This window comes from Limnobaculum zhutongyuii, assembly GCF_004295645.1.
GTDB classification, from domain to species: Bacteria; Pseudomonadota; Gammaproteobacteria; order Enterobacterales; family Enterobacteriaceae; genus Limnobaculum; species Limnobaculum zhutongyuii.
Genome location: NZ_CP034752.1, coordinates 1,238,035 through 1,253,124, shown reverse-complemented (window position 1 = coordinate 1,253,124; position 15,090 = coordinate 1,238,035). Strand labels below are relative to the sequence as shown.

Annotated in this window: 8 protein-coding genes; 1 reads left to right on the top strand and 7 read right to left on the bottom strand. The window is 46.6% G+C overall.

Annotation, left to right across the window (positions count from 1 at the left end; genetic code table 11):
- Positions 1–2: 2 nt before the first annotated feature.
- The 3 genes from EKN56_RS05235 to EKN56_RS05225 all read right to left on the bottom strand — a co-directional run bounded on the left by EKN56_RS05235 (position 3) and on the right by EKN56_RS05225 (position 8,166).
- Entirely contained in the window at positions 3–4,940 is a 4,938-nt protein-coding gene (locus EKN56_RS05235; protein WP_130590842.1) for a DNA repair ATPase, read from the bottom strand.
- Positions 4,941–5,143: 203 nt separating this feature from the next.
- A complete protein-coding gene (locus EKN56_RS05230; protein ID WP_130590841.1) occupies positions 5,144–7,321 on the bottom strand; it encodes a hypothetical protein in 2,178 nt (725 codons plus the stop codon).
- 200 nt (positions 7,322–7,521) lie between these two features.
- Complete coding sequence (locus EKN56_RS05225; RefSeq protein ID WP_130590840.1) at positions 7,522–8,166, bottom strand: NfeD family protein; 645 nt, start codon at positions 8,164–8,166, stop codon at positions 7,522–7,524.
- Positions 8,167–8,424: 258 nt separating this feature from the next.
- Between EKN56_RS05225 and EKN56_RS05220 the strand changes: the two genes are divergently transcribed.
- Positions 8,425–9,264, top strand: coding sequence for an N-acetylmuramoyl-L-alanine amidase (locus EKN56_RS05220; protein WP_130590839.1), 840 nt, complete (start codon positions 8,425–8,427; stop codon positions 9,262–9,264).
- A gap of 36 nt (positions 9,265–9,300) precedes the next feature.
- On the opposite strand, the gene EKN56_RS05215 is transcribed toward EKN56_RS05220, so the two are convergent.
- From EKN56_RS05215 to EKN56_RS05200, 4 genes are all read right to left on the bottom strand, one after another.
- The gene (locus EKN56_RS05215; protein WP_130590838.1) at positions 9,301–10,761 is read right to left on the bottom strand and encodes a DUF2867 domain-containing protein; all 1,461 of its coding nucleotides are present in this window, start codon (positions 10,759–10,761) and stop codon (positions 9,301–9,303) included.
- Positions 10,762–10,986: 225 nt separating this feature from the next.
- Positions 10,987–11,994, bottom strand: a complete 1,008-nt coding sequence (gene hcr, locus EKN56_RS05210) for an NADH oxidoreductase (RefSeq protein WP_130590837.1) — start codon at positions 11,992–11,994, stop codon at positions 10,987–10,989.
- 61 nt (positions 11,995–12,055) lie between these two features.
- Positions 12,056–13,705: a hydroxylamine reductase gene (gene hcp, locus EKN56_RS05205; protein ID WP_130590836.1), complete on the bottom strand. Its 1,650-nt coding sequence runs from the start codon at positions 13,703–13,705 to the stop codon at positions 12,056–12,058.
- 429 nt (positions 13,706–14,134) lie between these two features.
- The gene (locus EKN56_RS05200; protein ID WP_130590835.1) at positions 14,135–15,037 is read right to left on the bottom strand and encodes a lysine exporter LysO family protein; all 903 of its coding nucleotides are present in this window, start codon (positions 15,035–15,037) and stop codon (positions 14,135–14,137) included.
- Between the last annotated feature and the right edge of the window lie 53 nt (positions 15,038–15,090).

Sequence of the window (15,090 nt, the reverse complement as noted above, 5' to 3'; positions counted from 1 at the left end):
TTTTAATTCCTTAACGCCTGAACGCTTTCTACCAGATCGGCCAGTTGTGCAACAACTCGTCCACCTATATCGGTATTATCGCCGCCTAATGATTTATTTCTCATAAAGTCATGCTTAATTTGAACCCAGCGTTTTTCTTCTTCAGGAGACATCATATCGCGAATTTCAGCCAGTTTTAGCAGGTTTTCCTCTGCACCATTGGTTAGTAGTTGTGCTTCACCCAAGTAGTGATCGTCGATGATTCGACGTATTTCAGCCGGGTTCAGAACGGCTGAAATTTTCTCACTAAGCTTATTCATATTACGGTAGCTACCCTGCAGTTTGAACGCAGGTTCGGTGCGGTATTTATCCGATTGAGCGGCGCTGGCAATGTATTGTTGATTCACTTTTAGTACTACGTCACGCATGGCCATAATGCGTTCGAGAATAGCGACAATCTCACTGATTTCAGCTTCACTATATTGGTGACTAAGGGAATTGCTGGTGAAGGGCTTACCCAGTGCTTTATCAACCAACAGATAGAGATCGTTCATATCCCGCAGCGCCATTGGCGCCAGAACCGGATTAGAGGTCAGGCTGTTTTCGATATAGCTGAGAGCGAATGCCTCTTCCATACCACCCAATACTTCACCCAGATTATAAATATCAGCACGGTTTGCCAACATATCAGGGATTTTGAATACATCACCGGACTCGGTGTAAGGGTTACCGGCCATCACCACACAGAACTTTTTACCACGCATATCATAGGTTTTAGTCTTACCTTTCCAGACACCTTCAATACGTCGGGTTCCGTCACATAATGAGATGAATTTCTGTAAAAATTCCGCATGAGTATGTTGAATATCATCAACATATAACATCACGTTATTTCCCATCTCCAATGCCAGATTGAGTTTTTCTAACTCCTGACGAGCGGTAGCGTTAGGTGCCTGCTCCGGATCCAGTGACAGAACATCGTGGCCTAAGGCCGGACCATTGATTTTCATAAAAATCAGACCCAGACGGTTAGCAATATACTCCATCAAAGTCGTTTTACCGTAACCCGGCGGGGAGATCATTAACAGTAACCCCATCAGGTCAGTTCGTTTACCTTCACCAATGGCGCCAATCTGTTTTGCCAGGTTGTCGCCAATGATGGGCAAATAAACATCATTAATCAGTTTATTACGTACGAAAGAGCTGAGTGGGCGCGCTTTAAACTCATGTAAACGCAGCTCACTACGTTGCTGATTTAGCACCTGCTGTCTGACCGATTGATAACGCTGATAGGCGGGAATAAATACCTTACGCTGATAGCGCATACGGCTGAAGTAATCATCCAGACTTAGGGTTAGCGTCTGTTGTTGAATGCGCGGATGTTCTCCCATCAGATCGCTGACGCTGAAATGCAGATCAACTTCACTAAAGCGGGTGACGACTGATTTATCCAGTAACATAAGCACTACGGCTTCCGGGATATATTCAGTTAGTCCCAGATACTCTGGTAGTGTGCAGAGGCCTTTTAGCCAGTTTTCTATCAGGATCCAACGTTGGGATAAACGGTTGCCCAAATTTTGCTGTGAGTGATTAAAGTCACTCCACATATGGGCTTTTTCTAACTGAGCCTGTAACCCTTCTGACAGGGTACGGGCATATTTGCTAAAGCTGAACTCTAACGGCGTTCGCCCCAGAATCAGGCTAAGGTATTCAGCCGCCTGTGACTGCTGATATGACTGACAGGGAATAGGGTACTGTTCCAGAAACAGGCTAAGCTCTGCTTCTATTTCTGCCTGTAGATCCAACAGACCTGCATCGCTGCGAAACAGCTGCTTGATATTCAGACTGGTACGGGCTCGTTCTGGCCACAGAGCAGGTAATTCTTCTGAATATTTATGTTGCCATAGCAAAACGGCAAGGCTGCGGGCTAATGGATTAAAACGTAACAGATCGGCGCTTTCTCCAACCGGCAGTAGCTTGCGCAGAATCGCAACTGCATCATGATCGTGAATTCCTTTTTCATATCCCTCTTTATAACGAGGGGATGCGAAATCACGTACGGTTTTCTCCAACATTTCTGGCTGATTTTGCTGGGCTTTCAACAGGTCGAAAGTCAGGCCATCCTGCTCTTTACTGGCTGCATAGATCAGAGAATAAGCAAGATATTCAGCGCGATAAACTTCCGGCGACTCGGATTCAATGGCGATATTCCAGTAATCTTTCAGCGCTTCTAACTCTGAACTGTCGATAGGCTCCTGATAATCAGTACCGGTCAGATGCAGGTAAAGCTGTTCGCCCCGAGGCAGGATGGTGAGATCTAATTCCTGAGTATTGACGCTGAAACGATGACGTGGCCCCAGTTTGATAACACTGCCACCATCTTCAAAAATTTCTGATTTATCGCGCAGGCTGCGTATTGCCTGATCCCGTGCAGCTTTAAATTTGGCGTCAATATCGTCGGCTTTAACGCTGTCTTTCAGTTCCCGCAGGCGTTCAATAATCTCACGGGTTTTCAGCGATAATGGGTCGGCAGCAAAGAAGGCGTTCAGTTCATCCAGCGTCAGGAATTTAGCCGTTCTGCGCCGCAGGCTGTCTAACAGACGTTCAGCGGCGACCTGAAGGTTTTGTGATTTACGTTGGCGCTCATCCAACAACGATTGTTTATGCGTCTCGAAGGTTTCCAGCAGCTCTTCGCGTTTGCTAAGAATATCACCAAGAAACTCTTCCTGACCGCTGAACTGGCTCTCCAACTCTTCCAACTGAACCAGCAGGCGTGAAAGTTGCTCATCACAGCGTTCTGGGTCTGACGCCAGCGTTAAGGCATTGGTGATTCCCTGACTGAATAATTTAAATTGAGCGCCAAACTGTGCAACCGACTCAACAGAACCTTGTTCTTTACGGCGCTGCTGAAGACGAGCCCGGGCCTGATTCAGGCGAGCATAAATCTCTGAGATAGACTCAATAATACCGGTTTGCTGAGTGGTATCTTCAAACTTCAGTGAAGCCATCAGATTGGATAGCATATCCAGATCGGCAGACATTTTATCCATGCCCGCCAGCGGTTCATTGAGTTGGGCGCTGTTACGTGCTTCCTGAGTCTGTTTCTCCAGCTCTTGCAACTGTAAGGTGAATGGCTGTAGTGCTTTTTCGCTGGCGAGAAACTCTGCTGTAGCAAGTGAAATTCGCTCCTGACTGACGGTCAGTTGCTGTTCCATCTCATCCAGACTGGCTAAATCAATATAGCGATAATCGCGTAGGGTGATCAGGTGACCGCGTTGTACGTTCAGCTCATTTAGCGCATCAACAAACTGTTGGGCATTAACCCAGCTGTCCGGCAGCATGGCTGACAATAGCTGTTTCTGACGGCTGGTCGCTTCATTCATTGCCCGGGAAGACTGACGGCGAATGCTTTCTACTTTTTCATATTCGTCCAGTACCAGCTCACCGGTATTAGCAATCTCTTTCAGCAGAATGGAGGCATGCAGGCTATGTTCATCGTTCAGCCAGTAATAGATATCGATTAATCGCTTAGCATCCAGACAGAGTTTTTCATACAGCTGAGAGGAGATTTGCTGTTGTTCTATCTCTCGGGCGATGTGGTATAAATCAGAAATACCACGCACCAGTTCAGCATTACCGATACGACCAAAAAAGCTGTTTTTTGCTGGCTGAAGGGCAGCATACTCATCAGAATAGAAGGGGGTTTGCCAGACCTGCATTGGATGAATGCGGGTTGGTTCATCCGATTGCCCTTCAAATAGCACCATGCGGCCATCTTCCAGCATGGCATAACCATGACCGAATAAGGGGTTCTGCAGCTTACGTTCAATCATGTTGTAATTGAACAGGGCGATGCGGCCAAAGTTTGGTTCGTAAAATATATACAGAACATCTTCACCATTAGGTGAACGACGGATACGGCGAAAACGCATACCGGTCATTGGCTGATCGAAGGTTTTGTATTCACCGTTTTGCAGATAGTAACCGCCGGGGAAAATAATGCCGTGATCTTCCGGCAATTGAATACAGGCTAAACCTATAGCATCAATACGCTGAGCGGTTTGTGTCAGGGTGTTATACACCAGATAACGCCAGCTATCTTCCCGGTAGGGTAGGATCTTCAGCAGAATCAGACTGCCGGTTTGTGCGTACTCAATTTGAGCATCGTCCAGCGACTGAGTTTTATCCAGCACGGCCTCACGATAGATACCTAGGCCATCTTCGGTATTATTTTCACACTTGATCGTCAGGTCACCACCAATGGTTTCAACAAACACGGTATCCAGAATATTCATATGTGGATAACGGCCATTGACGGTATTTTCACGGGTAGTTTTATGCCATTCGAAGTCGTAGGCTGGCGGCAAAGCGATATCCCGTTCGCCGCGATTGTCGATATACTTAATCTCTTTTTTATCGCTGGAAATGGACCAGCGGAACACCCGAATATCGGTGATGCGCTCACCAATCTGGAAGCTTGCCAGAAGCTTACCGTCACGCTCTACCAGCTGTAATAACTGGGTGTTTTTATAATAGGTATACAGCTCATTGAAATCCTGAACAAAGCTGGTGATATTCAGGAAAGTTCCGGTCAGGGCAACGGATTCTACGTCATATTCACCGTTTTGCTCGGTTAAACGATACAGAGAGAAAACGTCTTCAATTCGGGTTTCTTTTTTCAGGCCAATAAATACGTTATAGCCAAACAGCAACCATTCACCAACGCGCACAATATCACGAGCAACGCAGTTATTTTCGGTACGAATGCGGATTCGACCGATAATATCCATCTGGCTTTTGCCAAATTCAGCCAGGCGCCGCTCGTTGAGGGTCCAGGCTTTTTCATGCAGTTGCTGGCCCTGTTCAGATAAACGTTTACGTAAAATATCGTAGGCACCACCTTCAGCGACGGCGTTATCCAGTAATTCCCGATCTCGATTATTCACTTGGTTATCTGACATGGCGTTTAACGTTCCCTTGATCAATGTTTGCTTGCGTCGCGTTAGTCACTGTTCCGTATGATGGCAAACGTCCTGTAGGGTGAAGCGCCATTATAGAATTCGGAGAAATTAACTAAGATAAATCGATTAAATAAACGGCTTATCTTAGTTAACGTTAAAAAATAACTGGCTACCGTAAATACTACGGTAGCCAGCCTGATTAATTACTCTTCAATAGAGCGAGAGCCTGGTGTAACCGTCGGTAGATTTCTGGCCGCGGTGAACTGCTGAATTAAATCGCGAACTTCCGGATTTTGCAGCAGACTTTCCAGATCCAGCTTTTGTCCTTCTTTGCTGCTCATCAGCTTTTGAACCACGTCTTGTACCAGTGGGCTCTTATCGACTACGCCATTAATGGCTTTACCAACGCTGAGCACTTTGGAGAAGGTATTAAAGAAGCTACCGTCACCACCCACGATATCAATATTGGTTTTGCTTAATGCCGCAGCCAGAACATCGGCCTGCTCTCTGGCGATCTCTTTATTTGCAGCAATAGAGGCCATTGCCTGCTCGAAGTGTTTTTCAAGCTGCATACGGAACTCTTCGTGCTCGCGAGCGGTAGTATTAAGGTTACCCATAGCGGTAAATTTATCGGTCAAACCATCTGCTTCAGCTTTCAGGCGCTGACGAACGACTTCTGCCTGTGCTGAACCTAACTGGCCTTCACCCCGGGCTTGTGCTGCCAGTTTCTCTTCCAGCACTTTAGCATCCGCCAGGCCCAGCTTCTCTTTGGCCAGCGCCTGTTGTTCATCACCGCGAGCCTGAGCCGTCAGTTTCTCTTCCAGTACTTTGGCTTCTGCCAGACCTTGTTTCTCAGAGGCGGCAGCCTGAGCTTCCTGAATACGAGCCTGTGCCAAACCTTTTTCCTGATTACCACGCGCTTCGGCCAGCAGTTTTTCAGCGGTGACATTAGCCTGCACTAAGCCTTCTTTCTCTTCAGCTTCGGCCTGAGCCTGACGAACCCGCGCTTCAGCTAAGCCCAGAGCCGCTTGTTCCGCTTCAATACCTTCAGCCATACGTTTTTTGGCTTCGGCCTGTTTCGCGGCGGCTTCCAGTTCAGCCTGAGCCATGGTGCTGATTTCCAGCGCTTTGTGTTTGGCGCTGTTTTCATCTGCTTCGGCTTGCTTAACCTGGCGCACCAGCTCTTGCTCGGCTTCTGCCTGTGCCTGAATAATGGTGACTTGCTTCTGACGGTCAGCATCAGAAACCATACGAACTTCTTTAATACGTTCTTCTTCCTGAGCGACGGTCTTTTCTACCGCGACACGTTCACGAATAACGTTGGCAATATTCTTCCGCTCTTCTTCCAGCGCTTTCTCTTTTTCAATACGCTGTAACTCAACTTCCCGCTCACGGGAGACGATTTCCAGATCTTTCGCGCGAGTCACTTTTTCGATTTCAATGGTGACGGCACGAGTACGGTTTTGCTGTGCAACTTCAACTTCACGCAGGCGGTTCTCTTCGCGGATCTCGATTTCTTGCTGAGTTTGAATACGAGCCTGCTCCGCTTTTAAACGCTCTTCTTCTTTTACACGCAGAGTTTCAGCCGCTTCGCGGGCACGAATACTTTCGATTTCACGCTGTTGGCGAGCTTCCGCATCAGCCTGCTGGCGTTCAAGTGCCAGGCTGGCTTCGCGGGTTTCCACGTTTTTCTTTTTAATCGCCAGTTCCTGATCGCGCTCTTTCTGGTTAGTTTCGATATTGTGAATGGCGGTAATTTCAGTAATTTTACGAATACCTTCGGAGTCGAAGATATTATTTGGATCAAGGGAGCTTTTCGGCGTTTGTTCCAGATAGTCAATGGCGACATCTTCTAATGCATAGCCGTTCAGATCTTTACCGATAACGTCTACGATACGGTCGCGAAAGTTCTGGCGATCTTCAAACAGTTTTGCCAGTTCAAACTGCTTACCTACCGTTTTTAGCGCTTCAGAGAATTTGGCGCTAAACAGGGTACTGACTGCCTGATGATCGGAAGCCCGATCGACACCAATGGCTTTAGCAACTTTTAATACGTCTTCAGTCGTTTCATTAACCCGCAAGTAGAAAGCGACAGTAATGTCAGCACGCAGGTTGTCTTTACAGATCAGGCCATCTTTACCGCGACGGTCAACTTCCAGCGTCAGTAAAGAGATACGCATAAACTCTTTCTTGTAGATAACTGGGTAAACTAACGCACCAGTGAAGTGAACCTTCGGCTGTGATGACATATCGTTGACGATCAGAGCTGTTCCTTGTGGCACTTTGATATAAAACGCTTTGAACAGTCCAAACAGGCCCAGAATTGCAACAATAATCACTGCAACAATGGTTAAGAACGGCATTAGTTCTGCCATAGCCATAGGTGTTTCTCCATGTTATTCAGGCTGTTGACTGGTTAATTACCGTCTCACGTGGCCTTAAGTTACTTTTGTTCATCCCTGAGTTGAGCAGGGGATTTTTATACTACTGATTAGATACAATAAACTGGCACAAGAAATGCACAGGAATCCAATGGATAAATAAGATGTTCCTGTAACAGGTTATTAAGATGTTTTCTGTTTTATAGCCGATTAAATTCAAGTTCGCTGACGACGTGATAACTGTTGGTTGCTGCGTCGTAACTGATCAACACCACGCGATCTCCTCTGGCAATGTCGGCATCTTGCGGTGCTCGAATTTGCAATATCAGACCGGCGCCGCCGTCTTCCATCAAGGCTTCTCCACGCTGTTCGGTTACTACGGAAGAACGCACTTCGGCAACTTTGCCAATCAGATTTTTAACCCCTTGCCCCTGTTTCATTTTGGCTAATTTGGGCTGTAAAGGTCTCAACAGAAAAGAGGTGACAAGCAGGGCAATAAAACCGATGAGAAACAGCGCTATGGTTCCCAGCAGATAGCGGAGAATGTCTGTTTCAATAAAACGCAGCATCAGATGGACAGTGAAATAACTGAGTAGCCAGCCGATTAAGGTAATGAAGGTGATAATGATAGTAAGGGGAATACCCGCCAGACCGAGTTTAGTCATCCAACCCGCCATGCCGGAAATATCACCGGCATCAATATCGGCGTCGATACCATCAATATTGAGAATGTCGATATCCAGCAGGCCAAAAGAGGCGCATATCCAGTAAAACAGGACGATAAGTAACAGGCCGCTGAAAATAATAACCGGAAACGTTAAACAGTTTTGTAAGAAGAGCGTCATTAGAGTCCTTTCTCAAACGGTGGCGATTACAAAATTGCCCTAAGTAAATCAGGTTTCAGCCTGCTTTGGTAGCTAAAATAGAGGCTTTTTTGATATTTATCGCAACAAAAAAAGAATAGCATCTCATATGTATCCGAATTGGTTGGATACTCTTCTGAATACAAGGTGTTAAAGATAGAAAAAGTTAACTTATTAAAAGATAAAATATTATTTTATACTATCGGCTAAATGTTAATGGTTAATGTAAAAGGTCAGGTTATGTTCAGGTACGGGCGTGTTATCTATTTTCTTATGCTATTTGTGATAGCAGGACTGTTTTCAGGCTGCGGTTCTGTTCACGAGCGCGGAAATTATTGGGTAGATGACAGTCATGCCGCGTTGGGTAATGAGCCTCGGGTTAATTTTTTGATTTTCCATTATACGGCGGAAGATGAAGCGAACTCATTAACCGTGCTGACGGGAGAAAATGTCAGTGTGCATTATCTGATCAATCCGCTGCCGGATGAGATATCGGGTAAACCCGTCGTGTTACAGCTGGTACCTGAAGATCGTAGAGCCTGGCATGCCGGGGCCAGCTTTTGGCGTGGTCGAATGAATTTGAATGATACTTCGATAGGAATTGAATTAGTTAATCCGGGCTATCACAAGGTGGGTACTGAACGGCGCTGGGAGCCCTATACCGATGAACAGATTGCGTTACTGATTACGTTATCGGATGACATAATCAAACGTAATCAGATTAAGCCTGAGAACGTGCTGGGGCACAGTGATATTTCTCCTCAGCGTAAGGTTGATCCTGGTCCGCTGTTTCCATGGCAAAAACTGGCACAGGCGGGAATTGGCGCGTGGCCGGATGCCAAACGAGTCACTCACTATCTGGCTATTCGTCAATTGGAGATAACTACTGATATTGCCGTACTGCAAAATAACCTGAATCGCTATGGTTATCAGGTACCTTTAACTGGGATGTTGGATGATGAAACCCGCAGGGTAGTAAAGGCATTTCAGATGCATTTCCGTCAGGCTGACTACTCAGGTATTCCGGATGCCGAAACCTTAGCTATTCTTGATGCTTTGTTAGAAAAATATCGCTCCTGATGAGCTGCCGCTTCGGAAAAGAAGCGGCAGACAGGATTAAGAACGATCTTTTTCGGTGTCAGACTGCTTATCTAACTGTTCAGCCAGCCAGGCGATTCGCTTTGCCATTCCTTTAAATATGAACAGATGAGCAGGCATCATCACAAACCAGTACAGTAGTCCACCGAAGCCCGCAGGGTGCCACCAGGCGCGAACGTCCAACTCTCTGAACTGTTTATTATCATTGATACTCAGTGTTAACCGGCCTAGTCCGGGAGCTTTCATGCCAAATAACATGGCTAACTGACGCAACGGTTTGATGGAAATAACTCGCCATGAGTCAACGTGGTCGCCTATCGCCAGTTGTTCCTTATCCGGCCTGCCATAGCGTTTATCTCCTCCAATCAGATCGTCCATCCAGCCACGGATATTCCACAGATAGTTTGCGTAGAAGTAACCATCTTTGCCGCCAATCTGTTGAATAACCTGCCACAGGCTTTCTGCACTGGCCTTGGTTTTTATGCTATAGCCAGCATGTTTAGGATAGAAAGCATAGCCAGGCCGCCAACGAGCTCTGGCTTCGGGGTCGTATCCCCAATCGGCAGAGTTTACCGCTGACTGCTCTTTATGCATGGTACTGATAACGGCTTCATCATAGTTGATCAATTTTTGTGGAATCAGCTGCTGTAAAGGCTCGGCGTCTGCCGGTAGGTTATGTTTTAAACCTTCAATCAGGGCCTTAGCGGTAGTGGTTGGAACAGTGGTAATCATATTCAACCAATATACAGAAATCAGCTGCGTTGGCAGTGGAATAGGGATAATCCAGCGTTTTTTGGCGGTGATTTTAATAAAGCGCTCAAACATATTCTGGTAGCTGATGTATTCCGGTCCGGCAACGTCAAAGATTCGGTTTTCTGATGAAGGATAATTAATAATTTCAGATAAATAGACCAGCAAGTTTTCCAACGCGACTGGTGACGATTTGGAGCGAACCCAGCGTGGCGGCGTAAGAATTGGCAGGCTATATACCATGTCGCGCATCACTTCAAAGGCGGCAGAACCAGCACCAATGATGATTCCTGCTCGTAGCTCAGTTACCGGAATGCCACTGTCACGTAATGTATCACCGGTGATTTGGCGCGCCAGTAAGTGTTGAGAAGAGACACTCTCTTTCGGCTGTATGGCCCCTAAAAAGACAATCTGTTTTACCGCGGATTGTTTTAAGGCCTGTTGCAGGTTTTGCGCGGCCATTTTTTCGCTATACAAAAAGTCAGCTTTTTCGCCCATGCTGTGAACCAGATAGTAGACCACATCAATGTTATCCAGTGCAGGAGCGATAGTTTCTGGTTTAAACAAATCGACATACTGGCAGTTAACATTAGGGATTTGCTGCTCTTTCAGCCACTCAATACGTCGTGCTGCCGCAGTGACATGATGCCCCTGCGCTGTCAGATAGGGGATAAGGTTTTGCCCGATATATCCGCTGGCTCCGAGGATTAATATACGTTGTGGCGTCATAGCGTGGCCCTGATATGTTTTTATTAGGTTAATAAATTGTTATCTGTTGTGAAGGGTAGCATAAGAAAGAAGAAATAGTTAGATTTTCAGGGGAATAGCAAAAACTAAGCGCTGGGTGTGGTGTTACAAAAAGGTGCTTGAAAATGGATCGCCAGCCAGAATCTAAAGTATTAATACTCTGTGATCTGACCGGCTATAGAGGGATATTATTGATAGCCCAAAATATCAGGCTACTTCAACATCTCCGGTTAACTGACAACTACAGGCCAGCACATAACCTTGGGCGATTTCATCTTCCGTCAGGCTCATTTGGCTGGTGGTGGTGTAATGACCTTTAACGATGAGGGTTTTGCATGAACCACATACCCCGGAACGACAGGCGGCAATAACCGGTACTTTATTTTGTTCCAGCGCGTATAGCAGGGTGGTACCTACCGGTGCAGTAAACTGCTGGTTAGTGTGAACCACCGAAATATTTAGCATTGGTTCATTACCGGTAATGCACTCGGCAGCAGTATGAAACTGTTCTTTATGAAAACGTTCACGGCTGACGCCTAACGCATAGCTGATAGCTTCTACCTGCTCCATATAGACCGCAGGGCCACAGGTCATGACGGTACGGGCATTAATATCACTGACTTTTTCAGCGATCAGTTCTTGTGAGATGCGACCAGACAGATAGCCCTCATTTGCCTGATGTTCAGCCATCAGATACAAGGTAAGTTGACTCGGATAACGTTGAACTAATTGCTGCCACTCCTGAGCAAATATCACATCTGCCGGAGTTCGCACATTATAAAAAACAATCAGATTGCTTTCGGGTTGATTGGCCAATAGCCAACGAGTCATTGACATAATTGGCGTCACGCCGCAGCCACCGGCCAGCATCAGATAACGTTTGTCTGTTACTTTAGCGCAGGTAAACTCGCCCTGAGCGTCAGAAAGCCACAGGGTATTGCCGGGTTTGACTTCCTGAGTTAACCAGGTGGAACCTTCACCTCCGGGTAATGTACGCACGGTTAAGGTAATGAATCGGCTTAATCCGGGAGACGAAGAGATAGTATAGGCTCTGAGGGTACTGTCACTATTGCGAATACTAACCAACGCATACTGGCCGGGAAGATAGGGATAGAAGTCCTGCGCAATGAGTTCCAGCGTCCAGACATCGGCGGTTTCTTGCCGGATACTGTGTATCTGCATAGCATTAGGACAAAGAGTTGTTGGCATTGTCATACGGTAAACTCGATTTATAAGGTGGAGGTGAGAAAGCTCACCTCCACGGGGTAATGACGAATCAGGCAGCCAGAATTTCGTTGATATCTTGTTCTACAGTAGTAATAGAACGCATACCAAAATTCTCTTTCAGTACGTTTAACAGGTTATCCGTCAGGAAGCCCGGAGCCGTTGGACCGGTGTAGATATCTTTAACCCCCAAAGCTAGCAAGGTCAGCAAGATGACGATAGCTTTTTGTTCAAACCATGAAAGTACCAGTGTCAGCGGTAGATCATTGACGGTACAACCCAGTTTTTCAGACAGCTTAACCGCCAGCATGATGGCTGAATATGCATCATTACATTGACCGACATCCAGTAAACGAGGCAACCCTTCCAGTGTGCCAAAGTCCAGTTTGTTAAAGCGGTACTTACCACAGGCCAGCGTCATAATCAGGCAATCTTGTGGCACGCTGCGGGCAAAATCGGTGTAATAACTACGTTCACCGCGGCTACCATCACAGCCACCAACCAGGAAAACATGGCGCAATTTTTTCTGTGACACTAAATCAATCACGGTATCTGCGGCATTGAGCAGAGTCTGACGACCAAAGCCAACGGTGATTAAGTGTTCGATTTCGCTATAAGGGAAACCTGCCAGTGACTGAGCCTGATTAATGATGGCGCTGAAATCATCACCTTCAAGATGTTTTGCACCCGGCCAGCCAACAATGCTGCGAGTCCAGATACGATCAATGTAATTACCCGGATTAGGGTCGATAATACAGTTTGAGGTCATCACGATAGGGCCAGGGAATTTCGCAAACTCGGTTTGCTGATTTTGCCAGCCGCTGCCGTAGTTACCCACCAGATGCTTATATTTGCGCAGTTCAGGATAGCCATGAGCTGGGAGCATTTCTCCATGGGTATAGATATTGATACCGGTGCCTTCTGTTTGTTGCAACAGCATTTGCAGGTCTTTCAGGTCATGACCCGAAATCAGAATCGCTTTACCGGCAACCGATTTAACGTTAACCGATGTTGGCGTAGGATCGCCATAAATGCTGGTTTCACCATGGTCAAGGATCGCCATGATTTTGAAATTCATTTTGCCAATGTTCATGGCGTTATCCAGTAAGGTGGCCATATCCGTTGGATTGGTACCTAACCATGCCATTAATTGATGATATTCAGCATAAATCTCATCATCATACTGGCCGAGAACTAACGCATGTTCCATATAGGCTGCAGCACCTTTCAGGCCATACAGACACAGCATACGCAAGCCGTGAATATCGTCACCAATTTCAGCTTTATCTTTGTTTAGCGCAAATTCAGTAGCCTGCTGCAAAATAGCTGGCAGAGTAGCAGCCAGTTGCAGGTTTGCCATTGGGTGATCCAGTTGCAGGTTGCTATCAATTACACGGCAGCGGTTGGCCAGAGATTCACGCAGGATAATGGCATCGCGGGCGTAGCCAATAATACGGTCAGATTCAAAGTTAACGTTAGTTAAGGTAGAGAAGAAGGCTTTTGGCGCAAAGGCATCAACATGGTGGTCGATAATGCCTAAATCCCGCGCTTTTACTGCCCATGCTGACAAGCCTTCCAACACGGCTACCAGCAAGTCTTGCAGGTCAGATACTTCAGCTGTTTTTCCACACATGCCTTGTGCATAAGAGCAGCCATTGCCGGCAGGGGTGCGGATCGTTTGTTCACATTGTACGCAGTACATAATCATGACACCTTTATAAATTGTATTTTAAATTCATGTTTATCATAAGGCGATGCGCTAAAGTTAAAAAGGTATTTTAAATGCAACTTTAGGTGTTGTTGATTTAAATCAAAAAACATTAAGTCTGAGAACAGTTTCGTCCACTAATAGTACAGTGTATATATATGCAGTTGTGCGAGTGGCCGAGCAAGAGGCGCTAGGGCGAGCGCCTCCTGCACCTCCGCGCCTCCGCACCTGAATTCAGGTCGCTTAGGCGACTTCCTTCCTCCTTCGTTCAGCTTTAACGCACCGGCACAGAGCCGCTCCCGGCGTCGCTGTGCCTCGAGCAGCATCCATGCTGCTCGTGCTAGCCTCTCTCAGTCGTCAGCTGAATTCCAGTGCTCCTGAAGGTCAAAGGATTGAAGGTCAAGAGCAACTTCAAGGGATACTTTAAGGAGCAGCAAAAAATGCCATCAACACCGGGGCCAGCAAACTAAGAATAAATCCATGTACGATTGCCGGGGGGATCATTTCAACGCCGCCGCTGCGTTGCAGTACCGGGAGGGTGAAATCCATGGAGGTTGCGCCACAAACGCCCAAGGCGGCGGAAGGACTGGAACGTACCAGAGTGGGAATTAGCATAATAGCTACCAGCTCTCTGGCGAGGTCATTAAAGAAAGCGGCGCTGCCGAGTACCGGACCAAGAGAGTCGGTAAGTAAAATACCCGACAGGGAATACCAGCCGTAAGCCGAAGAGATAGCCAGCCCATTTTTTATGGGTAAACCAAGTAGCAACGCCGCCAGCGCACCACCAGCTAATGCGCTGATAGTGACTACCAAAGCAATCACCATACCGCGTTTATTCAGCGTGATCTCTTTTAGCGTCATGCCACTGTTTCTAAGCTGAATACCCACCAGTAATAGCAAAAATATCAGCGCAAATTCGCTGGCTTGAGACGCGTAAGTAAACCAACTCCACTGGCTCAGTCCTAACAAAAAGCCGAATACCACTACCCCACAAAGCTGTAATGACTCAAGGGCCATATGAAGACGAGAAGGGAGCTTTTCCTGACGGTGATTATTCTTCCAGGGCCATTGTTTATCTAACAGCTTTAGAGCCAGTACATTGGCAGTAAAAATACAAACAAAAAATACGCCGGCATACAGAAAGATCATCTGCAAGTTAGCACTCAGGTTATCGAGAAACGCCAGACTAATGCCCATAAAAAATAGAATGACATATACCATCGCGCTTAACAGACGGTTGATACGCCGTAGCAGAGGCAGATTTTTGACTGGTATCAGATAACCGATAACCAGCGGTAGCAGAATAATAATAAGACCTGAGTACATAATATATTGGTAGTAAGCTGTCTGATTTCATTTGGTTTTTAGTTAACGAATTT